General features: G+C 59.3%; 21 protein-coding genes and 1 pseudogene. 11 read left to right on the top strand and 11 right to left on the bottom strand.

What is annotated here, in order from left to right; genetic code table 11:
- Positions 1-58 precede the first annotated feature (58 nt).
- Both glnA and IB248_RS26595 read right to left on the bottom strand, forming a co-directional pair.
- Positions 59-1,468, bottom strand: coding sequence for a type I glutamate--ammonia ligase (gene glnA, locus IB248_RS26590; protein WP_018855034.1), 1,410 nt, complete (start codon positions 1,466-1,468; stop codon positions 59-61).
- Positions 1,469-1,525: 57 nt separating this feature from the next.
- Positions 1,526-1,864, bottom strand: a complete 339-nt coding sequence (locus IB248_RS26595) for a P-II family nitrogen regulator (protein ID WP_003539626.1) — start codon at positions 1,862-1,864, stop codon at positions 1,526-1,528.
- Between the two features lie 342 nt (positions 1,865-2,206).
- Between IB248_RS26595 and IB248_RS26600 the strand changes: the two genes are divergently transcribed.
- Positions 2,207-3,679 carry a bifunctional ADP-dependent NAD(P)H-hydrate dehydratase/NAD(P)H-hydrate epimerase gene (locus IB248_RS26600; protein WP_018855035.1) on the top strand — a complete coding sequence of 491 codons (1,473 nt, stop codon included), beginning with the start codon at positions 2,207-2,209 and terminating at the stop codon, positions 3,677-3,679.
- Positions 3,680-3,687: 8 nt separating this feature from the next.
- On the opposite strand, the gene IB248_RS26605 is transcribed toward IB248_RS26600, so the two are convergent.
- From IB248_RS26605 to uvrA, 3 genes are read right to left on the bottom strand one after another with little or no spacing between them, the layout of a single operon-like run.
- Positions 3,688-4,494 carry a DUF72 domain-containing protein gene (locus tag IB248_RS26605; protein ID WP_192241909.1) on the bottom strand — a complete coding sequence of 269 codons (807 nt, stop codon included), beginning with the start codon at positions 4,492-4,494 and terminating at the stop codon, positions 3,688-3,690.
- Between the two features lie 15 nt (positions 4,495-4,509).
- Positions 4,510-4,974: a GNAT family N-acetyltransferase gene (locus IB248_RS26610; protein WP_192241910.1), complete on the bottom strand. Its 465-nt coding sequence runs from the start codon at positions 4,972-4,974 to the stop codon at positions 4,510-4,512.
- Positions 4,971-7,895 carry an excinuclease ABC subunit UvrA gene (gene uvrA / locus IB248_RS26615; RefSeq protein WP_113470455.1) on the bottom strand — a complete coding sequence of 975 codons (2,925 nt, stop codon included), beginning with the start codon at positions 7,893-7,895 and terminating at the stop codon, positions 4,971-4,973. Before uvrA ends, IB248_RS26610 begins: the two co-directional genes overlap by 4 nt.
- Positions 7,896-8,144: 249 nt before the next feature.
- Here uvrA and IB248_RS26620 point away from each other — a divergent pair, with 249 nt between their 5' ends.
- Positions 8,145-8,684 carry a single-stranded DNA-binding protein gene (locus IB248_RS26620; protein WP_018855039.1) on the top strand — a complete coding sequence of 180 codons (540 nt, stop codon included), beginning with the start codon at positions 8,145-8,147 and terminating at the stop codon, positions 8,682-8,684.
- Positions 8,685-8,812: 128 nt separating this feature from the next.
- On the opposite strand, the gene IB248_RS26625 is transcribed toward IB248_RS26620, so the two are convergent.
- Positions 8,813-9,454 carry a MarC family protein gene (locus tag IB248_RS26625; RefSeq protein WP_018855040.1) on the bottom strand — a complete coding sequence of 214 codons (642 nt, stop codon included), beginning with the start codon at positions 9,452-9,454 and terminating at the stop codon, positions 8,813-8,815.
- Positions 9,455-9,680: 226 nt separating this feature from the next.
- Between IB248_RS26625 and gyrA the strand changes: the two genes are divergently transcribed.
- On the top strand, positions 9,681-12,464 hold the full coding sequence (gene gyrA / locus IB248_RS26630) for a DNA gyrase subunit A (protein WP_192241911.1): 2,784 nt from the start codon (positions 9,681-9,683) through the stop codon (positions 12,462-12,464).
- 95 nt (positions 12,465-12,559) lie between these two features.
- A pseudogene (locus IB248_RS31985) lies at positions 12,560-12,895 on the top strand (GNAT family N-acetyltransferase); the annotation flags it as partial.
- 263 nt (positions 12,896-13,158) lie between these two features.
- On the opposite strand, the gene IB248_RS26635 reads toward IB248_RS31985, so the two are convergent.
- Positions 13,159-13,314, bottom strand: coding sequence for a hypothetical protein (locus IB248_RS26635; protein WP_192241912.1), 156 nt, complete (start codon positions 13,312-13,314; stop codon positions 13,159-13,161).
- Between the two features lie 89 nt (positions 13,315-13,403).
- Positions 13,404-13,625: a hypothetical protein gene (locus tag IB248_RS26640; RefSeq protein WP_192241913.1), complete on the bottom strand. Its 222-nt coding sequence runs from the start codon at positions 13,623-13,625 to the stop codon at positions 13,404-13,406.
- A 179-nt stretch (positions 13,626-13,804) separates the two neighbouring features.
- On the opposite strand from IB248_RS26640, the gene coaD reads away from it, so the two are divergent.
- The 5 genes from coaD (at position 13,805) to tgt (ending at position 17,718) form a co-directional block, all read left to right on the top strand.
- Positions 13,805-14,299, top strand: a complete 495-nt coding sequence (gene coaD, locus IB248_RS26645; RefSeq protein ID WP_113470405.1) for a pantetheine-phosphate adenylyltransferase — start codon at positions 13,805-13,807, stop codon at positions 14,297-14,299.
- Between the two features lie 28 nt (positions 14,300-14,327).
- On the top strand, positions 14,328-14,897 hold the full coding sequence (locus tag IB248_RS26650; protein WP_018855048.1) for a peptidylprolyl isomerase: 570 nt from the start codon (positions 14,328-14,330) through the stop codon (positions 14,895-14,897).
- A gap of 26 nt (positions 14,898-14,923) precedes the next feature.
- On the top strand, positions 14,924-15,433 hold the full coding sequence (locus IB248_RS26655; protein WP_018855049.1) for a peptidylprolyl isomerase: 510 nt from the start codon (positions 14,924-14,926) through the stop codon (positions 15,431-15,433).
- A gap of 71 nt (positions 15,434-15,504) precedes the next feature.
- Positions 15,505-16,587: a tRNA preQ1(34) S-adenosylmethionine ribosyltransferase-isomerase QueA gene (gene queA, locus IB248_RS26660; RefSeq protein WP_192241914.1), complete on the top strand. Its 1,083-nt coding sequence runs from the start codon at positions 15,505-15,507 to the stop codon at positions 16,585-16,587.
- A complete protein-coding gene (tgt, locus tag IB248_RS26665) occupies positions 16,588-17,718 on the top strand; it encodes a tRNA guanosine(34) transglycosylase Tgt (protein WP_113470403.1) in 1,131 nt (376 codons plus the stop codon).
- 6 nt (positions 17,719-17,724) lie between these two features.
- Here tgt and IB248_RS26670 read toward each other — a convergent pair whose 3' ends face one another.
- On the bottom strand, positions 17,725-18,069 hold the full coding sequence (locus tag IB248_RS26670) for a carboxymuconolactone decarboxylase family protein (RefSeq protein WP_026371502.1): 345 nt from the start codon (positions 18,067-18,069) through the stop codon (positions 17,725-17,727).
- 78 nt (positions 18,070-18,147) lie between these two features.
- On the opposite strand from IB248_RS26670, the gene IB248_RS26675 reads away from it, so the two are divergent.
- Both IB248_RS26675 and IB248_RS26680 read left to right on the top strand, forming a co-directional pair.
- Positions 18,148-18,453, top strand: a complete 306-nt coding sequence (locus IB248_RS26675; protein ID WP_018855053.1) for a metalloregulator ArsR/SmtB family transcription factor — start codon at positions 18,148-18,150, stop codon at positions 18,451-18,453.
- Positions 18,454-18,456: 3 nt separating this feature from the next.
- Positions 18,457-18,996 carry a rhodanese-like domain-containing protein gene (locus IB248_RS26680; RefSeq protein ID WP_192241915.1) on the top strand — a complete coding sequence of 180 codons (540 nt, stop codon included), beginning with the start codon at positions 18,457-18,459 and terminating at the stop codon, positions 18,994-18,996.
- Positions 18,997-19,043: 47 nt separating this feature from the next.
- Here the strand turns inward: IB248_RS26680 and IB248_RS26685 are convergent, their stop codons facing one another.
- Positions 19,044-19,472 carry a DUF4864 domain-containing protein gene (locus IB248_RS26685; RefSeq protein ID WP_113470402.1) on the bottom strand — a complete coding sequence of 143 codons (429 nt, stop codon included), beginning with the start codon at positions 19,470-19,472 and terminating at the stop codon, positions 19,044-19,046.
- A gap of 157 nt (positions 19,473-19,629) precedes the next feature.
- The gene (locus tag IB248_RS26690) at positions 19,630-20,640 is read right to left on the bottom strand and encodes an IS30 family transposase (RefSeq protein ID WP_025660999.1); all 1,011 of its coding nucleotides are present in this window, start codon (positions 20,638-20,640) and stop codon (positions 19,630-19,632) included.
- Between the last annotated feature and the right edge of the window lie 213 nt (positions 20,641-20,853).

The raw sequence follows: 20,853 nt of genomic DNA on the forward strand, positions 1-20,853 counted from the left end.
AAATAACTGTGACATCCGGTCAGGCGAAAGCCCCGGCGAACCGGGGCTTTCTCTCTTCTTAGGAGGAATAGTACATGTCGTATTCGACCGGATGCGGCGTCATGTCGAAGCGCATGACTTCTGCCATCTTCACCTCGATGAAGCTATCGATCTGGTCGTCGTCGAATACACCGCCGGCGGTTAGGAACTTGCGGTCCTTGTCGAGGCTTTCCAGCGCTTCGCGCAGCGAGCCGCAAACCGTCGGGATTTTCTTCAGTTCCTTCGGCGGCAGGTCATAAAGGTCCTTGTCCATGGCCTTGCCAGGATGGATCTTGTTCTTGATGCCATCGAGACCGGCCATCAGCATGGCGGCAAAAGCGAGGTATGGGTTTGCCATCGGATCGGGGAAGCGGACTTCGACGCGCTTGGCCTTCGGGTTGGTGCCGAACGGAATGCGGCACGATGCCGAACGGTTGCGGGCCGAGTAGGCGAGCAGGACCGGAGCTTCATAGCCCGGAACGAGACGCTTGTAGGAGTTCGTCGACGGGTTGGTGAAGGCGTTCAGCGCCTTTGCGTGCTTGATGATGCCGCCGATGTAGTAGAGGCAGGTTTCGGACAGGCCTGCGTATTCGTCGCCGGCGAAGGTCGGCTTGCCGCCCTTCCAGATCGACTGGTGCACGTGCATGCCCGAGCCGTTGTCGCCGAAGATCGGCTTCGGCATGAAGGTTGCCGTCTTGCCGTAAGCGTTGGCGACCTGGTGCACGACGTACTTGTAGATCTGCATCTTGTCGGCGTTGCGGACGAGCGTGTCGAACTTGATGCCGAGCTCGTGCTGGGCAGCCGCCACTTCGTGGTGGTGCTTTTCGACGACCACGCCCATTTCCGACAGAACCGTCAGCATTTCCGAACGCATGTCCTGGCAGCTGTCGATCGGCGGAACCGGGAAATAGCCGCCCTTGACACGCGGACGGTGGCCGAGGTTGCCGGTTTCATATTCGGTGTCGTCGTTGGACGGCAGTTCCGTGGAATCGAGCTTGAAGCCGGTGTTGTAGGGATCTGCCTTGTAGCGGACGTCGTCGAAGACGAAGAATTCAGCTTCTGGACCAACGAAGACCGTGTCGCCGATGCCGGATGCCTTGAGGTAGGCTTCAGCCTTCTTGGCGGTGCCGCGCGGATCGCGATTGTAGGCTTCGCCGGAGACCGGATCGAGAATATCGCACAGAATGACCATGGTGGACTGCGCGAAGAACGGGTCCATGTGAACCGTTTCGGGGTCTGGCATCAACACCATGTCGGATTCGTTAATGGCCTTCCAGCCGACGATCGAAGAGCCGTCGAACATGACGCCGTCAGCGAACATGTCCTCGTCGACACAGACCACATCCATCGTGAGGTGCTGCAGCTTGCCCTTCGGGTCGGTGAAGCGAAGGTCTACGAACTTGACGTCGTTTTCCTTGATTTGCTTAAGAATTTCGCTTGCGGTCGCCATTAAATAGTTCCTTTATTTGAGATGACGATACTTTGGTTCACCCGAAGGCGATAAAGATTAGATGGCATCGATGCCGGTTTCGCCGGTACGGATGCGGATAACCTCTTCGACGTTGGAGACGAAAATCTTGCCGTCGCCGATGCGGCCGGTCTGGGCGGCCTTGCGGATCGCGTCAATGACGGCCTCCGCGTTTTCGTCCGCGAGGACAACCTCCACCTTCACCTTCGGCAGGAAATCGACGACATACTCCGCGCCCCGGTAGAGTTCCGTATGGCCTTTCTGGCGACCGAAGCCCTTCGCTTCCGTAACTGTAATACCCTGCAGGCCAACTTCCTGAAGGGCTTCCTTCACTTCGTCGAGCTTGAAGGGCTTGATGATCGCTTCGATCTTTTTCATGAGAAAATGACTCTCCGCTTCTCCCGTTAATGGCAGGCTCAGACCTGCTTTCCGTCATGATGCAGTTATCGTGCCAGTTGGGAAGCGGATTTTTCAGAAATTGACGCAGATCAGGCGCAGGAACCCATAATCGGGCAGATTTTCACTGGTTTTGGGCTGAAATTCTTCGACAATCGACATGCAATCGGCAAATCCGGCTCATTTTTCGGAATATTCCCCCGCGCTAATAGTCGATGACAAAACTCGCCATTCGCCTAACCTTTGTGCGTTTGCACATTTTTCGATCTTTTCGCCGATCATTCGACAGGTTGTTATTTAGGCGATTTCTGTTTGAATGCGGCGATGACCGCGGGAATCTCCAATCTACTCCTCACGCCGGAAGAAATGACAGCAGTCGATACGGCAGCCGCCGCGTCCGGCATCGATAGCTATGCCCTTATGCAACGAGCAGGTGCCGCCGTCGCCGCCAGTTTGTTGCGTGATTTTCCCGCGGTTCTTCGCGCCGTCGTTCTTTGTGGTCCGGGCAACAACGGCGGCGACGGCTATGTTGCCGCATGCTTGCTAGCTGATAGCGGCGTTGCCGTCGTCGTATTCCAGATGGGCGAACCGGAGAAGCTCAACGGCGATGCCGCCCGGGCCAGGGACAGTTTTCCGAACGCAGTACAGCCGCTTGAGACGTATCAGCCACGGAATGGCGACGTAATCATCGATGCCTTGTTCGGTGCTGGCCTTGCCCGCGATGTTCCGAAGAGCGTCGCTGACGTGATTGAGCGAGTGAAGCAGGCGCAGGTGCCGGTAATTGCCGTCGACCTGCCATCGGGCGTGGACGGTCGTACGGGAACCGTCCGAGGGGCGGCCTTTACGGCCGTTCGGACCGTTACTTTCATGACGCGGAAACCCGGCCATCTCCTGATGCCCGGGCGCGAACTGTGCGGCGAACTGGAAGTCTTCGACATTGGCATACCCGCCCGTATCGTTCGCGCCGAGAAAAAACTGCAAATCGCCGAGAACCAGCCGGAATGTTGGCGCCAGGTGCTGCCTTCAAGCGGACTGGAAACACATAAATACAAACGCGGTCACCTCGTCGTCTTCTCCGGCGAAACAGGCAAGACCGGCGCCGCCCGAATGTCGGCGATGGCGGGGCTGAAGGCCGGGGCAGGACTCGTGACAATCGCCGCGCCGGGAGATGCAGTCGCAGAGAATGCGGCGCACCTTACGGCGATCATGCTGCATCCGATCGAAGAGGAGGCCGCGCTCGGCAACTGGCTGCACGACGAGCGGCTGCAGACGTTCGTTCTCGGCCCAGGCTTCGGAGTCGGCGACAAGGCGCGGCGCTTCGTCGCCGCACTTTCCGACCGCCATCTCGTGCTCGACGCAGACGGGCTTTCGTCGTTTAAGGATGCCCCGGATGAACTATTTTCACAGTTCTCCGGCGAGCCGCGGCTGGTGCTAACGCCACATGAGGGGGAGTTCGGCCGGCTGTTTCCCGATATCGCCGCTGACACAGCCATGGGAAAGGTCGAAAAAGCGCAGGCTGCCGCGGCACGGGCGAATGCCGCCATCGTCTACAAGGGCGCCGATACCGTCATCGCCTCGCCTGACGGCAGAGCCTGCATCAACACCAACGCACCGGTTTGGCTCGCAACCGCCGGCTCCGGCGATGTTCTCGCAGGCGTCATTGGAGCGCTGATGGCCCAGGGCGTTCCTGCGTTCGAGGCGGCCGCGGCCGGCGTCTACATGCATGGAGAGGCCGGCATGCGCGCTGGCAAAGGACTGACCGCGGAAGAGCTGGCGACTGAGGTTCGTCCGCTCTGACGACAAGCCTATCGCAACACCGCTTCCTGTAGCGCCATCGCCCCAAAGGGCGCATTGACCTTGCCTTCATGGATCATGAAGGCAAAGACATCCCGCGGTTCGGTTGCAACCTTGCGATCGCCATCGATGAGAGGCAGATCGCCGGGTACCTTGCCATCCGCCCAGGTTTCGAGGCGCGTAGCCCAGTCTTTCAAGTCGCCCGGCGAGTAGCAGGTCCTGATATCGTCCGAACCTTTCTGAAGGCGCGCATAGACGAAGTCGGCAGTTACATCCGCGATCATCGGGTAATCGAAGTGTTCCGCGCAGACAGGCGCAACGCCGTATTTCGAAAGCAACGCCACGAATTCCGGCACCTTGAACGAGTCATGGCGTACCTCGACGACGTGCTTCAGAGGCAAGCCATCCTGCTTGTTCGGCAGCAGCTTGAGGAAGGCTTCGAAATCATCCGGATCGAACTTCTTCGTCGGGGCGAACTGCCAGAGGATTGGGCCCAGGTGGGGGCCGAGCTCCGTCAGGCCCTGAGTGAGAAAGCGCTCCATCGACTCGCCAGCCTCCGCGAGCACACGACGATTGGTGACAAAACGGCTGGCCTTGAGCGAAAAGATGAAGCCCTCAGGCACATCCGCGGCCCATTTGGCGAAGGTTTCCGGCTTCTGCGAACTGTAATAGGTGCCGTTGATCTCAATGACCTTTAGCTTGCGGCTTGCATAGTTCAGTTCGTCCTTCTGCTTCAGATCCCCAGGGTAGAAGTGGTCCCGCCATGCCTCGAAGGTCCAGCCGCCGATGCCGACGCGAATGTTGCCGGATTTCGTCATTCCTTCCTCCTCTGATTATCTCAGTCCGCCGACTTGCTTTGCCATATCGACAATCACCCATCCTGGCCTATGCCGATTCTCGCGGCGACCCGTTTCCTGAAAGCCAAACGCCCGGTAGAGCGCAATATTCCGTTCCATGCGAGCATTCGTGTAGAGACGAACTTCCGGAAGCCCCCATTCCCGCGCCGTCTCTTCCACCCATCTCAGAATGGCAAGGCCGTACTGGGCGCCCTGAAATTTCGGGGAGACAGCAATGCTGAAGAGCATCACATGGTCTGGGTGCCGTTCAACGACGGCCAGGCCGGCAAGCTCTCCTTGCACCTCCCGCAACCAGACCTCACCGCGACCGATGCGCGGTGTGTAGTCTTCGGTAACGGGAATCGGCGGGCGGCCAAGGAGAAGCGGGTATGGAGCATAGGCTTCGGCGGTCAGCGCCTCGACCGCCTGCAGGTCATCGAGCGACGCCGCTCTCAGCATCACTCGGCTGCCACAACAGTTTTTCGTGTGGGACGCCGCTCAAGCAGCTCCTTCAGGAACTGCCCGGTATAGGACCGCTTCTCCTTGACGATCGCTTCCGGCGTGCCGACGGCGACGATCTCCCCGCCGCCATCGCCACCTTCCGGACCGAAATCGAGAATCCAGTCCGCCGTCTTGATGACTTCGAGATTGTGCTCGATGACGACGACCGAATTCCCCTGGTTGACCAGCTCCTGCAGCATCTCCAGGAGCTTGGCGACGTCGTGGAAATGCAGGCCGGTCGTAGGCTCGTCGAGGATGTAGAGGGTGCGGCCCGTCGATCGCTTCGACAGTTCCTTTGCCAGCTTGACGCGCTGCGCCTCGCCACCGGACAGCGTATTCGCCTGCTGTCCGACCTTGATGTAGCCGAGGCCGACATCCTTCAGGGCCTGCAACTTGTCGCGCACAGCCGGGACGGCAGCGAAGAAATCGACGCCTTCCTCGACGGTCATGTCGAGCACGTCGGCAATCGACTTGTGCTTGAACGTAACGTCGAGCGTCTCCCTGTTGTAGCGCTTGCCATGGCAGACGTCGCAGGTGACGTACACATCAGGCAGGAAGTGCATCTCGATCTTAATGACGCCGTCGCCTTGGCAGGCTTCGCAGCGTCCGCCCTTGACGTTGAACGAGAAGCGTCCCGGTTGGTAGCCGCGCGCCTTCGCTTCCGGCAGACCGGCAAACCAGTCACGGATCGGGGTAAACGCGCCCGTGTAGGTCGCTGGGTTGGAACGCGGCGTGCGGCCGATCGGCGACTGGTCGATATCGATGACCTTGTCGATGTGTTCGAAGCCGTCGATGCGATCGTGATCAGCCGGGATTTCGCGGGCGCCCATGACGCGCCGGGCAGCCGATTTATACAGCGTCTCGATCAGGAACGTGGACTTACCGCCCCCTGATACGCCAGTGACCGCCGTAAAGACGCCGAGCGGGATGGAGGCGGTGACATTCTTCAGATTGTTGCCGCGGGCGCCGACGACCTTGATTTCCTTGCCCTTCTTGGGCTTACGGCGCTCGTCGGGAACCGGAACGCCGAGTTCACCGGACAGATATTTGCCGGTCAGCGACTTAGGGTTCGCCATGATCTCCTGTGGCGTGCCATGGGCGATCACCTGGCCACCATGAATGCCGGCGGCGGGACCGATGTCGACGACATCGTCGGCGGTCAAGATCGCGTCCTCGTCATGCTCGACCACGATCACGGTGTTGCCGATATCGCGAAGGTGCTTCAGCGTATCAAGCAGCCGGGCGTTGTCGCGCTGATGCAAACCGATCGATGGCTCGTCGAGGACATACAATACGCCGGTCAAGCCGGAACCGATCTGCGACGCCAACCGGATGCGCTGGCTCTCGCCGCCCGACAAGGTGCCGGAGTTTCGCGACAGGCTGAGATAATCCAGGCCTACGTCATTGAGGAAGCGCAGGCGGTCGCGGATCTCCTTGAGAATGCGAACGGCAATCTCGTTCTGCTTGGCGCTCAGCGACTGCGGCAGGACCTCGAACCAGTCTCGGGCGACGCGGATCGACATGTCGGTCACCTGGCCGATATGCAGCGTATTGATCTTGACGGCAAGCGCCTCCGGCTTCAGGCGGAAACCGCCACAAGACGGGCAGGGGGCTGCCGACATATAGCGCTCGATTTCCTCTCGCGCCCAGGCGGAATCCGTCTCCTTCCAGCGACGCTCGAGATTGGTGATGATGCCCTCGAAATTCTTGTGCGTGGTATAGGACCGCGCGCCATCGGCATAGTGGAACTCGATCTTTTCGTCGGTACCATTCAGGATGACATCCTTCGCCTGGTCCGAAAGATCGTTCCAACGGGCGCCGAGCTTGAAGCCATAGTGCTTACCGAGAGCTTCGAGCGTCTGATTGTAATAGGGAGAGGTCGACTTCGCCCACGGCGCAATGGCGCCATCGCGCAGCGTGCGCTCAGGCTCCGGCACGATCAGGTTGGCGTCGATCTTCTGCTGCGCTCCGAGACCGTCGCAGGTCGGGCAGGCGCCGGCTGGATTGTTGAAGGAAAAAAGCCGCGGCTCGATCTCGGGAATGGTGAAGCCCGATACCGGGCAGGCGAACTTCTCGGAGAAGAGAACGCGTTCATGCGTTTCGTTAAGCGACTTGTTGGCGGAGCCGCCGGCGGCAGTTTCTTCCGGCGGCAGCGGCTTGTCGGCGAATTCCGCAACGGCGAGGCCATCGGCGAGCTTGAGCGAAGTCTCGAAGCTGTCGGCAAGGCGCGACGCCATATCCGGCCGCACCACAATACGGTCGACCACGACGTCGATATCGTGCTTGTACTTCTTGTCCAGGGCTGGCACGTCGGCGATCTCGTAGAATTGGCCGTCGACCTTGACGCGCTGGAAACCCTTTTTCATCAGGTCTGCCAGTTCCTTCTTGTACTCCCCCTTACGCCCGCGCACGAGCGGGGCGAGAATATAGAGACGCGTGCCTTCTGCGAATTCCAGCACGCGATCGACCATCTGGCTGACCGTCTGGCTCTCGATCGGCAGCCCGGTCGCGGGCGAATAGGGTACGCCGACGCGGGCAAAGAGCAGACGCATGTAGTCATAGATCTCGGTCACCGTACCGACCGTCGAGCGTGGGTTGCGCGAGGTCGTCTTTTGCTCGATCGAAATCGCTGGCGACAGGCCGTCGATCTGATCGACGTCAGGCTTCTGCATCATTTCAAGGAACTGGCGCGCATAGGCCGAAAGGCTTTCGACATAGCGTCGCTGTCCTTCGGCATAGATCGTGTCAAAGGCAAGCGACGACTTGCCGGATCCCGAAAGGCCGGTCATGACGATGAGTTTGTTTCGCGGCAGATCGAGATCGATGCCCTTCAAATTGTGCTCGCGCGCGCCGCGGATGGAAATCGTCTTCAGTTCGCTCATCGTCTTCTGCTTCTGTGCTGGAACAAGCCCCTTATTTAGTGATGCCGGCTGGCGAGTCGAGGCTGAATGTCCGTCTGCGGCAAGGTTTTCGATTCGGTTGACAGGATCATAGGGATAAACTAGAACAAATAAAGAACAAAATTCCTTGTGGATGAACCGGCGATGGACACCCATCGCCGGCGCTCTATGGTTTAAAGTGCACCGATTGTTTCAAGCGCCGCCGGGCAGGGCGGCAGGTAAGGTGAAAGTATGGCTGGCAGCGTAAACAAGGTAATTCTGATCGGGAACGTGGGCGCTGACCCCGAAATCCGGCGGACCCAGGATGGCCGGCCGATCGCCAACCTTCGCATCGCGACGTCCGAGACCTGGCGTGATCGCACCTCCGGCGAACGCCGCGAAAAGACGGAATGGCATACGGTCGTAGTCTTCAACGAAGGCCTCTGCAAGGTCGTCGAGCAGTATGTGAAGAAGGGCGCCAAGCTCTACATCGAAGGCGCGCTGCAGACGCGTAAGTGGCAAGACCAGAACGGCCAGGACCGCTATTCGACGGAAGTCGTTCTGCAGGGCTTCGGCTCGACGCTGACGATGCTGGACGGTCGCGGCGAGGGTGGCGGCGCAAGCTCCGGCTTCGGCGGTGGTCGCGGCAGTAATGCCGGCGGCAACGATTTCGGTGGCGGCGGTGGCTACGGCGACGATTACGGCGCGCCGTCGCAATCATCTGGCCGCAGCAGCGGTGGCGGCGGCGGTGGAAACTTCTCGCGCGATCTCGACGACGATATCCCGTTTTGATCGCAGAGTATTCGTGGCATAAGTTGGACGGCGCGCCGCAAGGTGCGCCGTCTGCTTTTCAATCTCCGGGATTGGACGTCCCCCGAGCTTGCCGCGATGGAAGCCGTGCAGGTAACCGGCTTTTTGACCTAGCCGGCTGGCGTCGTGATGAGGGTAGATCTCAAACCGTCGACGACGAACTGCGTGGCAAGCGCCGCCAGGATGACACCGAGAAGGCGTGTCAGAATTGCGCGCCCCGTTACGCCGAGGAAGCGATCAAGTCTCTCGGCGATGAGCAGCGAGAGAAACAGCAGCAGCAGGCTCAATGCGATGACAATGATCAATTGCGCCCGCTCGAGCGAAGCCTGCATCGATCCGGCAATTAGGATCGTCGCCGAAATGGCACCGGGACCGGCGATCAGAGGGATCGCCAACGGAAAGACCGAGATATTATGGATATGATCGACGGTGATTGCGGCTGTGCTCGTCTTCTCCTTACGGTCCTGCCGCTTCTCGAATACCATTTCAAAGGCGATCCAGAACAACAGAAGACCACCGGCAATGCGGAAGGCGCCGATCGAGATTCCGAGCACCCCGAGCACGCTGGCCCCGAACAGGGCGAAAGCGGCAAGAATGACAAAGGCGATGATCGAGCCGCGCAGTGCCACCTGTTTTCGCTGGCTGCGGCTCATGCCGGTCGTGAGCCCGAGAAAGAGTGGAGCAAGACCAGGCGGGTCGATCGTGACAAGCAGCGTCGTGAAGGCGTTGATCAGTTGGTCGACGCTTGCCATTGTCTCTCCGTGAGCCCATATAAACACTTGGTTTTTGCGCGATTGTGATGCGGAGAGACCATTTTGGCAAATGGTGTTATTAGGGCGGTGCAAATAACCGTCCCAGAGGCTCCCATTGCCCTCATAAGACCGCAAAAGTCTGTTCAAAACCCGTGCCAAAATTAGCGTAGGAACAGGCTTTCCGCTATAAATCTTCAAGTGATTCTAGAAGAGATCGTGATCTGTTTTGACTGAGCAAACACCCCCCGGCGGCGGGAAGCTCCCGCCAGGCATCGAGCCCATCTCCATCATGGAGGAAATGCAGCGGTCGTATCTCGATTACGCCATGAGCGTTATCGTCAGCCGCGCCCTGCCTGATGTCCGCGACGGCCTGAAGCCCGTGCACCGGCGCATCCTTTACGGCATGTCCGAACTCGGCATCGACTGGAACAAGAAATACGTCAAATGCGCCCGCGTTACCGGGGATGTGATGGGTAAATACCATCCGCACGGCAACGCAGCGATCTACGACGCGCTAGCGCGTATGGCGCAGGACTGGTCGCTCCGCCTTCCGCTGATCGACGGCCAGGGCAACTTCGGCTCCGTCGACGGCGATCCGCCGGCGGCCGAACGCTACACAGAGTGCCGCCTGCAGAAGGCCGCGCATTCGCTGCTCGACGATCTCGACAAGGAAACGGTCGACTTCCGCGATAACTATGACGGCACGCTGTCCGAGCCCGTCGTTGTTCCCGCAAAGTTCCCGAACCTCCTAGTGAACGGGGCAGGCGGCATCGCCGTGGGTATGGCGACGAATATTCCGCCGCACAATCTGTCCGAAGTCATCGACGGCTGCATTGCGCTGATCGACAACCCGGCGATCGAACTGCCTGACATCATGCAGATTATTCCAGGTCCGGACTTCCCGACCGGCGCCAAGATCCTTGGTCGCGCCGGCATTCGCTCGGCCTACGAGACCGGTCGCGGCTCGGTGATCATGCGCGGCGTTGCCACCATCGAGCCGATGCGTGGCGATCGCGAACAGATCATCATCACCGAGATCCCGTATCAGGTGAACAAGTCGACGATGATCGAGAAGATGGCCGAACTGGTGCGCGACAAGCGTATCGAAGGGATCTCCGACCTACGCGATGAATCCGACCGTCAGGGCTATCGCGTCGTCGTCGAGTTGAAGCGCGATGCGAATGCCGATGTCATCCTGAACCAGCTCTACCGCTACACGCCGCTGCAAACCTCCTTTGGCTGCAACATGGTGGCGCTGAACGGCGGCAAGCCGGAACAGCTGACGCTACTCGATATGTTGCGCGCCTTCGTTTCCTTCCGTGAGGAAGTCGTTAGCCGGAGAACGAAATTTCTTCTCCGCAAGGCCCGCGAGCGCGCTCACGTCTTGGTCGGCCTGGCGATCGCTGTCGCCAATATTGACGAGATCATCCGCACGATCCGGCAGGCGCCGGATCCGCAGACCGCACGCGAGCAGTTGATGACGCGCCGCTGGCCGGCCGCCGATGTCGAAAGCCTGATCCGCCTGATCGACGATCCGCGTCACCGCATCAATGAGGACCTGACATACAACCTCTCGGAAGAGCAGGCGCGCGCCATCCTCGAACTGCGTCTGGCCCGTCTGACCGCACTCGGCCGTGACGAAATCGGTGACGAACTCAACAAGATAGGCGAAGAGATTAAGGATTACCTTGAAATCCTGTCGTCGCGGGTTCGCATCCAGACGATCGTCAAAGAAGAGCTTGCAGCCGTTCGCGACGAATTCGGCACGCCGCGCCGCACCGAGATCATGGACGGCGGCCTTGAAATGGACGATGAGGATCTCATCGCCCGCGAAGACATGGTCGTGACGGTCTCCCATCTCGGCTACATCAAGCGCGTGCCGCTGACGACCTATCGCGCCCAGCGCCGTGGCGGCAAGGGCCGCTCCGGCATGACGACGCGCGACGAGGATTTTGTTAGCCAGCTATTCGTTCTCAACACGCATACGCCGGTTCTGTTCTTCTCCTCGCGCGGTATCGTTTACAAGGAAAAGGTCTATCGCCTGCCGATCGGCACGCCGACTGCGCGCGGCAAGGCGCTCATCAACATGCTGCCACTGGAGCCCGGCGAACGCATCACCACGATCCTGCCGTTGCCGGAGGATGAGGACAGCTGGGATAAGCTCGACGTCATGTTCTCGACGACGCGCGGGACAGTTCGCCGCAACAAGCTTTCCGACTTCGTTCAGGTCAACCGCAACGGCAAGATCGCGATGAAGCTCGAGGAAGAAGGCGACGAAATCCTCTCAGTCGAGACCTGCACCGAGCATGACGATGTGCTTCTGACCACTGCGCTCGGTCAGTGCATTCGCTTCCCCGTCGATGACGTCCGCGTCTTTGCTGGCCGCAACTCCATCGGCGTTCGCGGCATCAACCTCGGTGACGGCGACCGCATCATCTCGATGACGATTGTTGGACATGTCGATGCCGAACCTTGGGAACGCGCAGCCTACCTGAAGCGGGCCGCGAGCGAACGCCGCCTCGCGACGGGTGACGCCGAGGAAATCTCGCTGGTTGGCGAGGAAGTGACCGAGGAAGGTCAACTGAGCGACGAGCGCTATGAGGAACTGAAGGCGCGCGAGCAGTACGTCCTGACGGTTTCCGAGAAGGGCTTCGGCAAGCGATCCTCCTCCTACGACTTCCGCATTTCCGGCCGTGGCGGCAAGGGCATTCGCGCCACCGATACGTCGAAGACGGGGGAGATCGGCGAACTCGTGGCCGCTTTCCCGGTCAACGAAGGCGACCAGATCATGCTCGTATCCGATGGCGGCCAGCTCATCCGCGTTCCGGTGGGCGGCATCCGTATCGCGAGCCGAGCAACGAAGGGCGTCACCATCTTCTCGACTGCCAAGGATGAAAAGGTCGTATCCGTCGAGCGCATTAGCGAGCCCGAGGAGGAGGCTGAAGACGTTGCCGAGAATGGCGACGACATTGCCTCGGTTCCGGAAGATGAGCCTGACACGGAAGCGTGATGTTCTAAGCGTTTGATCTTGAAAACCGGGCGACTGCCCGGTTTTCTTTTTGGGCACCTTGACTGCGGGAACCGGCTGGCGGTGCTGCAGCCGAAATGGAGGGCAGAGCGATCCGGATTCTCGGTATTGACGATGTTGCCATCTTCAAAGTCATTCGACTGGAAGCGCTGCGGACCGAGCCCGCAGCCTTGCCAGCACCGTCGGCGACTGGGAAGCGCTCTCAGACGATGAATGGCGTAGGCGATTGGTCGACGGGCCTGTTCTCGTGGCCCTTAAGCAGGGTGAGCCCGTCGGGATGATGGGGCTGAGCCGCCAGCGTGCCAGTAAGATGGTGCATCGGCCAACGCTCATCAATGGTCTATGTGCGTCGAAGTGAAATGGGCGGCGGCTATGCCAAGGCTCTGCTAGAAGCGACGTTAAGCTATGCGCGAGAGAACGCCATCTCTAGGCACGAAATAGGCCGGACAAACCTCGTTCATCCGGCCTATTTGGATTGAAAACATGCAATCCTAGATGTCGACAGCGGCTAGAACCAACTGTGTTTTCCATCGGTCTTCTTCAGTTCTTCGCTTTCATGGCGAAGTGCAGAGATGGTGGAAGCCACGGACACGATAAACATTATGCTGATAAGGGCGGTGAGCACAGCTAGTATCGTGAACATGAGCAATCCTCCTGGGCTTTGCGTTCACGTCCCTTAGTACTGGCTCATTACCGCCGCACGAGCCGACGCATAAGGGCCATATACCTTGGACGCATCCACTTTGTGATCGTAAAGCGCGACAGTCACTGCAAGCATACCAGTCATCATTACCATCCAGACAGCATTAATCATGGTAATTTTATTGGGCATATCTTCTTCCTTGTGCGGCGCGTATCGCGTTACGCTGGTTGAGTGAACGCATGCGTGCGAAAATGGTTCCAGGGATATTGACTGGTCGTTTAGCAAGGCCGTTCTGAAGCGACCTTGAATGCGCCGTTCATCTGGCATTCAGAATCCTTAATCGGTTTAAACGCCACATTTCCTGTTTTACGCACGATTGCATAATGTTCCCGTACGCTTGGCCGCACCCAACTTGCATCCAGCATTTCCCGCACGTAGCCGTAGAAAAATTCGGCAAGCAGCGACACGATGACAGCGAATACAACAAGGATGATCAGCATGGGCGTTTTCCGGGGCTGACCGATGCCGGAATGACATCGGGTGTTGACGGTCTCAACTATAGCGAGCCGGTCTGAAGCCGCCTTGAATGCTGCATTCATCCGCCGTTCAGCGATGGGCAAATGACTTGCGGGCAACCGTCATCCATGACAAAAGGGCGTCGAAACAAATGGCTAGGCCAATGACGATAGCTTTTTATCCGGGGTCGTTCGACCCGATCACCAACGGACATCTGGATGTTCTTGTCCAGGCGCTGAGCGTTGCGTCCAAGGTTATCGTCGCGATCGGCGTTCATCCCGGCAAGGCACCGCTCTTTTCCTTCGATGAGAGGGCGAATCTCATTCGCCAGTCGCTCGCGGAAGCAATGCCTGAAAAGACCGGCGACATCTCAGTCGTTGCATTCGACAATCTCGTCGTCGACGCGGCGCGATCCCATAGCGCGACCCTACTAATCCGCGGCCTCAGGGACGGCACCGATCTCGACTATGAAATGCAGATGGCCGGGATGAACCGCCAGATGGCGCCCGACATTCAAACGATCTTTCTGCCAGCCGGAACGGCCTCGCGGCCCATAACCGCCACATTGGTCCGGCAAATCGCTGCCATGGGAGGCGACGTCAGCGCCTTTGTGCCGGCTGCCGTCTTGAAAGCTCTTCAATCCAAGCGCAAATCCTAGGCGACCTTTTCGCCGCAACGGAGCCATTATGAAACTTTTCTCTTTCGCATTTGCAGCCGTGCTTTCCCTTGCCTCGTTCGCGAGCGCTGCATTCGCGCAGTCCGGCAACACGCTGACGATCCAGCTGAAAGACGGTCCGGTCGTGATCCAGCTTATGCCGGACGTCGCGCCGAAGCACGTCGCGCAGATCGAAGCGCTCGCCAAGAAGGGCGCGTATGACAACGTCGCCTTCCATCGCGTCATCGAAGGCTTCATGGCCCAGACCGGCGACGTGAAGTTTGGCAACATGGAAAAAGGCTTCGATGCGAGCCGTGCCGGTACCGGTGGCTCCGACCTGCCTGACCTGCCGGCCGAATTCTCGAAGACGCCTTTCGTGCGCGGTACTGTCGGTATGGCCCGCTCGCAGGACCCGAACTCGGCGAACTCCCAGTTCTTTATCATGTTTGCTGATGGCTCCTTCCTCAACGGCCAGTACACGGTTGTTGGCAAGGTCGTCTCCGGCATGGAGAATGTCGACAAGATCAAGCGCGGCGAGGGCCAGAACGGCGAAGTCAGCAATCCCGACCGGATGATCAAGGTCACCGTCGGCAGCAAGTAAGTTTCAAGACAAGTAGGAGAAGAAGAATGGCCGAGATCAAGGATCCCGAAAACACCATCATCCTGGAAACCACCAAGGGTAAGGTTGTCATCCAGTTGCTGCCGGAAGTAGCGCCGGAACATGTCGCCCGCATCAAGGAACTCGCTCGCGAGAAGGCCTATGACAACGTTGTCTTCCATCGCGTCATCAACGATTTCATGGCGCAGACCGGCGACGTGAAGTTCGGCAAGAAGGGCGGCGAGAGCTTCAACCCGAGCCGCGCGGGCATGGGCGGTTCCGAAAAGCCCGACCTCAAGGCTGAGTTCTCGGCGGTCAGCCACGTCAGAGGCACGTGCTCGATGGCCCGCTCCCAGAACCCGAACTCTGCCAATTCGCAGTTCTTCATTTGCTTCACCGATGCTCCTTGGCTGAACAAGCAGTACTCCGTCTGGGGTCAGGTCATCGAAGGCATGGACAACGTCGACAAGATCAAGAAGGGCGAGCCGGTCGTCGATCCGGACTCGATCGTCTCGATGCGGGTTGCCGCTGACGTCTGATTGTGATTTTTGCTGAAACCCGCCCTTGCGCGAAAGCGTGGGGCGGGTTTCGCTTTGCCTGGATTTGAGTGATGCGCGTAGACCTCTTTGATTTCGACCTGCCGGATGAACGGATCGCCCTGCGGCCCGCCGAGCCGCGCGATAGCGCGCGCCTGCTCGTCGTCGACCCGGCGGGCGAAGTGCAGCTGTCGGACCATCGGGTTAGCGATTTGCTCAGCTTTCTAAGGGCAGGGGACGCGCTCGTCTTCAACGACACCAAGGTGATCCCGGCGCGGCTCGAGGGCATCCGTTATCGTGAGGGCGCCGGCGGTCAGCAGGTTTCGGCAACGCTGCATATGCGCACCGGCACCAGCCGCTGGAAGGCTTTTGCCAAGCCCGGTAAGCGCATCAAGATCGGTGATCGCATCTCATTTGGCCATGACGGCACCAGCTGCCTGCTCGGCAAGCTCGAATGCACGGTCGAGGAAAAAGGCGAGGGCGGCGAAGTCACCCTTGCCTTCGACCTGTCTGGGCCGATGCTCGACGAGGCCATCCATTCCGTCGGACATATTCCGCTGCCACCCTACATCGCCGCCAAACGCGCCGAGGATGAACGCGACCGCGCCGACTACCAGACCATCTATGCGCGCGAGGAAGGCGCCGTCGCCGCTCCCACGGCCGGACTTCACTTCACGCCCGCGCTTTTCGACGCGATCGACAAGGCTGGGGTCGAGCGCCATTTCGTGACGCTACATGTCGGCGCCGGCACCTTCTTGCCAGTCAAAGCGGACGATACCGACGACCACAAGATGCATCTCGAAAGCGGCTATGTCAGCGCCGAAACGGCTGCGAGCCTCAATGCCGTGAAGGCGAGGGGCGGGCGCATCATCTGTGTGGGCACGACTTCGCTACGGCTGATCGAAAGTGCTGCGCAGGACAATGGCGAGATCCGGGCCTGGGCCGGTGCCACGGGTATCTTCATCACGCCAGGCTACCGCTTCAAGGCGGTTGACATGCTGATGACGAACTTCCATTTGCCCCGATCGACCCTGTTCATGCTCGTTTCGGCCTTTGCCGGCTTCGAGACCATGCATGCAGCCTATCAGCACGCGATTTCGACGGGCTACCGCTTCTATTCCTATGGCGATTCCAGCCTTCTTTTCCGGAAAGACTAAATGACCGAGAACTTTCAGTTCACCCTCAAGAAGACTGACGCCGGTGCTCGCCTGGGCGAGGTCTCGATGCCGCGGGGCACGATCCGCACGCCGGCCTTCATGCCCGTCGGCACCGTCGGTACCGTTAAGGCCGTGTATCTCGACCAGGTTCGCGACACGGGCGCCGACATCATCCTCGGCAACACCTATCATCTCATGCTGCGCCCTACAGCGGAACGCGTGGCCCGGCTCGGTGGTCTGCACAAGCTGATCCGCTGGGAGCATCCGATCCTGACCGATTCCGGCGGGTTCCAGGTGATGTCGCTCTCGGGTCTCCGCAAGCTCGATGAGCAGGGCGTAACCTTCAAGTCGCATGTCGACGGCAGCCTGCATCACATGTCGCCGGAGCGCTCGATCGAGATCCAGGGACTGCTCGATTCCGACATCCAGATGCAGCTTGACGAGTGCGTGGCGCTGCCGGCGGAACCGCGGGAAATCGAGCGCGCCATGGAGCTGTCGCTGCGCTGGGCGGAGCGTTGCAAGGTCGCCTTCGGCAACCAGCCGGGTAAAGCCATGTTCGGCATCGTGCAGGGCGGGGATGTACCCGCGCTGCGCGTCCGGTCGGCCGCGGCACTGACCGATCTCGATCTCAAGGGCTACGCGGTCGGCGGTCTCGCCGTTGGCGAGCCGCAGGAGGTCATGCTGAAGATGCTCGAGGAGACCCTTCCGGTATTGCCAACGGAGAAGCCGCGCTATCTCATGGGCGTCGGTACGCCTGACGATATCCTGAAGTCCGTCGCTCGCGGCATCGACATGTTCGACTGCGTGATGCCGACCCGCTCTGGCCGTCACGGGCTTGCCTTTACACGTCGCGGCAAGGTCAACATCCGCAATGCCCGTCACGCAGAGGATATGCGGCCGCTCGACGAACAATCGAACTGCCCGGCATCGCGCGACTACTCCCGTGCCTACCTGCACCACCTCGTGCGTGCCAATGAGGCCCTCGGCGGCATGCTGCTCTCCTGGCACAATCTCGCCTATTACCAGGAGCTGATGCAGGGCATCCGCAAGTCAATCGCCGAAGGCCGTTTCGCCGATTTCATGGCCGAGACCATGGAGGAATGGGCGAGGGGCGATCTCGATCCAGTCTGAGCCGCCTTAAGCTTCGGCAAACTGGTCATAGGCGCGCAGCGCGTCTGCGGCATACATCAACGCTGGGCCACCGCCCATATAAACACTCATCGCCATGACCTCGGCGACCTCTTCACGAGTGGCGCCGAGTTCTTTCAATGCCTTGGCGTGAAAGCCGATGCAGCCGTCGCAGCGCTGAGTGACGCCGATCGCCAACGCGATCAGTTCCTTCGTCTTCTTGTCGAGGGCGCCATCGGCGCTTGCGCCTTTCGCTAGTGCGTAGAAGCCTTGCATGGCCTCCGGCGCCAGCTTTCTCAGTTCTCCGGTATAGGCGGCGATATCACGGGTGATCTGCTTGTAATCCTTGCTCATCATTCTGTTTCCGTATTTCTTGCTTTTCATTTCGTAAAAATGTGATATCAATAAAATACGAAATGTAAAGAGGCGCCGATGACGGACTTCACGCTGGAGATGAGCGGCAAGGCGGAAGGGGCTGCGGAGTTCCTGAGTGGACTTGCAAGCCCGCACAGGCTGCTGATCCTCTGTCTTCTTGCCGCCGGCGAGAAGAGCGTTGGTACGCTGGTCGAGGAGACAGGCATCGGCCAGACCTCAATGTCGCAGCATCTGGCGAAATTGAAGAAGGAAGGCCTCGTCGATTTCCGGCGGGACCACCGTACGCTCTATTATTTTATAAACGATCCGGCGGCTCTGGAGATCATGGAAATTCTCTACAACCGCTTCTGCAGGAAGGTTTGAGCAATGACGCAGTCGATGAAGGTGGTGACACCGCGCCAGGCGAAAGAGTGGATAGGTGCGGGCGAGGCGGTCCTTATCGACGTCCGCGAGCCGGAGGAGTTCCGCAGCGAGCATATCGCTTCGGCCCTTTCCCTGCCTCTGTCCGAGGTCGGAAACCTCACCCGAGTCCTTTCCGTCCCGGCCGGACGCAAAGTCGTATTCCAGTGCCTGAAGGGCGGTCGCGGCCAGCAAGCCTGCGAGCGGCTGGTAGCCCAGGAGGGAAGCGAGTATCCGGTCTTCAATCTTGAGGGCGGCATCACTGCTTGGAAAGCGGAAGGCCTGCCGGTGGTCGGCACAGCCGCCCCGCGCCTAACGATCTTCCGTCAGGTCCAGATCGTCGTCGGCTTCCTCGTGCTGCTGTCGGTGCTTGCCGGCTTCTTCATCAGCCCAGCTGGCTTCGTCGTTGCCGGCCTGTTTGGCGCGGCGCTTGCCTTTGCCGGCATATCCGGCTGGTGCGGGATGGCGAAGCTGCTCAACCTGATGCCTTGGAACCAGCAAGCCTGATCTGAATTCCAAACGAAAAATCGCGAGAGGCTTTCCGCGGCATTTCTTTAGATGCCTTTGCTTTCGGTATTTGGCACGATCTGCACACCGTTGATCTTGTAGTTTCCGTCAGGCTGACGCGCCAGCTGGTAGACGGCAGTCCAATCCTTGCCGTCACGGCCTGATATCAGCACCTCGTGATAGATCATCGCGCCATTGTCGATCGAGCGGCTGCGCCCAAAGGCATAATTGCCAGGGTGGTAAACCGGCTCGTAGCTTTTCTTGACCATGGCGAAGAAGACGTTCTTGTCGGGGTAGATCGCCTTGATCCCGGGTGCGGCGAAGGAATAGGCCGTGTCGACGTCGTCGTTCAGGAACGCCTTGATCTGCGCCTCGATCATCGCTCGCGTCGCGTCGATCGGATCTTCGGCTTGAGCGGTCGCAAACAAAACGAAGGACGCGGCACACAGAATGAAAACTGCGAGAAAGGCGCGCATGGCAACGGCTCCGGCTGTCCTAGGAATTCTAGGGCAGTCTACGCACAAGGAAAGAGCATAGATCAGCAGGCGGGGTGTTGGTAGGCGTCCTTCGTGCGCTATTCCTTACGGGAGATTGTGAGTTCATGCTGAACCGCGACTTTTGTGGCTCATCAAGCTAGCCGGCATGTCTGATCTGCGCGAGCAGTTTCTTTCGGAAGACTTCGGCCGGGGTTCGATAGCCAAGGCATTTGCGGGGTGTTGCGTTCAGCCGGTTGCAGATCTCGATCAGATCGGCATCTGTGACCGATAATGGATCGACCTCTCTCGAAAGCCATTTCCGGACGCGGCCATTGGTATTCTCGACGGTGCCTTTCTGCCACGGCGATTGCGGGTCGCAGAACCAGGTTTGGGTGCCGATGCTCGCCTGAAGATACGGCCAATCCGTAAACTCCGTGCCACGGTCGAAGGTGATCGAGCGACGGGCTAGATGGGGTAGGGCCTTGAGGGCCTGTATGAGGCCGTCCATGACCGGACGTGACTGACGGTCGTTGTTACGCAGGAAGATCGCAAATCGGCTAACGCGCTCGACGAGCGACGTGACGTTGGCCTTTCCAAACTTCTTGCGGAACTGGATAAGATCACATTCCCAGTGCCCAAACTGTTTGCGGTCAGCGACAGTGTCGGGACGACGCAAAATGTTCAGATCCGAGCTAAAGCGTTGACCGTGCTTGCGTCTGGCATGTCTTGGCCTGCGCCTGGCACGACGCTCCGGCAGATGTCGCCACAGCTTGATCGCCTGGCCGTCGGCCGAGTATGCGAATTTGTAGATCGTCTCGTGGCTCACCGAGATCGGATGGTGCTCCAGGCGCATCCGACCGGCAATCTGCTGCGGTGACCAGCCGTGTACGATCCGCTCGATCACCGATTGCCGGACATGCGAGAAGCGCGCGAGCTTGCGCAGCTTTAACCGGCGATCACAGGCCATCTGATGCGCGGTCACGCAGTAGTAGCCGCTGAGATCAGGAACTTCCTTGTCGACGAATATGTTGCGCCGGACTTCGCGAAAGATCGTCGAACGATGCCTTCCGAGCTTCTCTGCAATGGCGTCAATACTGAGCCCAGCCAACCTCCAACGGGCAATCTTACGGCGTTCGTCCAATCCAATCTGAGAGTAGGTGCGCTTCATTGCATCGTCCTTGCAATTGATAACCCATTGGGATCATTAGCAAGTCGCACTTCATTCTAGAACCCACCCGGCTACATCATTTGTGGCGGCAAGGTTGAAATGTCCGCCGGTTTGCAAAGTAGAAATGTCACCTTGGGCGGGTCTTCAGCCATTTAGAAATGCGACACTCACCATGTCCACTTGCACTGAGGCAAGCCCCCGACCGGACCGGCT

The sequence above is a fragment of the Rhizobium sp. RHZ01 genome (assembly GCF_014851595.1).
Taxonomy (GTDB): Bacteria; Pseudomonadota; Alphaproteobacteria; order Rhizobiales; family Rhizobiaceae; genus Rhizobium; species Rhizobium altiplani.

What these genes read in the sequence shown, in the direction of transcription:
- IB248_RS26620 (WP_018855039.1), top strand. Translation starts at nt 8,145, where the DNA reads ATGGCTGGCAGCGTAAACAAGGTAATTCTGATCGGGAACGTGGGCGCT.
- uvrA (WP_113470455.1), bottom strand. Translation starts at nt 7,895, where the DNA reads ATGAGCGAACTGAAGACGATTTCCATCCGCGGCGCGCGCGAGCACAAT.
- IB248_RS26655 (WP_018855049.1), top strand. Translation starts at nt 14,924, where the DNA reads ATGGCCGAGATCAAGGATCCCGAAAACACCATCATCCTGGAAACCACC.
- IB248_RS26690 (WP_025660999.1), bottom strand. Translation starts at nt 20,640, where the DNA reads ATGAAGCGCACCTACTCTCAGATTGGATTGGACGAACGCCGTAAGATT.
- IB248_RS26605 (WP_192241909.1), bottom strand. Translation starts at nt 4,494, where the DNA reads ATGACGAAATCCGGCAACATTCGCGTCGGCATCGGCGGCTGGACCTTC.
- IB248_RS26635 (WP_192241912.1), bottom strand. Translation starts at nt 13,314, where the DNA reads ATGCCCAATAAAATTACCATGATTAATGCTGTCTGGATGGTAATGATG.
- IB248_RS26625 (WP_018855040.1), bottom strand. Translation starts at nt 9,454, where the DNA reads ATGGCAAGCGTCGACCAACTGATCAACGCCTTCACGACGCTGCTTGTC.
- IB248_RS26670 (WP_026371502.1), bottom strand. Translation starts at nt 18,069, where the DNA reads ATGAGCAAGGATTACAAGCAGATCACCCGTGATATCGCCGCCTATACC.
- IB248_RS26685 (WP_113470402.1), bottom strand. Translation starts at nt 19,472, where the DNA reads ATGCGCGCCTTTCTCGCAGTTTTCATTCTGTGTGCCGCGTCCTTCGTT.
- IB248_RS26650 (WP_018855048.1), top strand. Translation starts at nt 14,328, where the DNA reads ATGAAACTTTTCTCTTTCGCATTTGCAGCCGTGCTTTCCCTTGCCTCG.
- queA (WP_192241914.1), top strand. Translation starts at nt 15,505, where the DNA reads ATGCGCGTAGACCTCTTTGATTTCGACCTGCCGGATGAACGGATCGCC.
- IB248_RS26600 (WP_018855035.1), top strand. Translation starts at nt 2,207, where the DNA reads ATGACCGCGGGAATCTCCAATCTACTCCTCACGCCGGAAGAAATGACA.
- glnA (WP_018855034.1), bottom strand. Translation starts at nt 1,468, where the DNA reads ATGGCGACCGCAAGCGAAATTCTTAAGCAAATCAAGGAAAACGACGTC.
- IB248_RS26640 (WP_192241913.1), bottom strand. Translation starts at nt 13,625, where the DNA reads ATGCTGATCATCCTTGTTGTATTCGCTGTCATCGTGTCGCTGCTTGCC.
- IB248_RS26595 (WP_003539626.1), bottom strand. Translation starts at nt 1,864, where the DNA reads ATGAAAAAGATCGAAGCGATCATCAAGCCCTTCAAGCTCGACGAAGTG.
- IB248_RS26675 (WP_018855053.1), top strand. Translation starts at nt 18,148, where the DNA reads ATGACGGACTTCACGCTGGAGATGAGCGGCAAGGCGGAAGGGGCTGCG.
- tgt (WP_113470403.1), top strand. Translation starts at nt 16,588, where the DNA reads ATGACCGAGAACTTTCAGTTCACCCTCAAGAAGACTGACGCCGGTGCT.
- IB248_RS26680 (WP_192241915.1), top strand. Translation starts at nt 18,457, where the DNA reads ATGACGCAGTCGATGAAGGTGGTGACACCGCGCCAGGCGAAAGAGTGG.
- coaD (WP_113470405.1), top strand. Translation starts at nt 13,805, where the DNA reads ATGACGATAGCTTTTTATCCGGGGTCGTTCGACCCGATCACCAACGGA.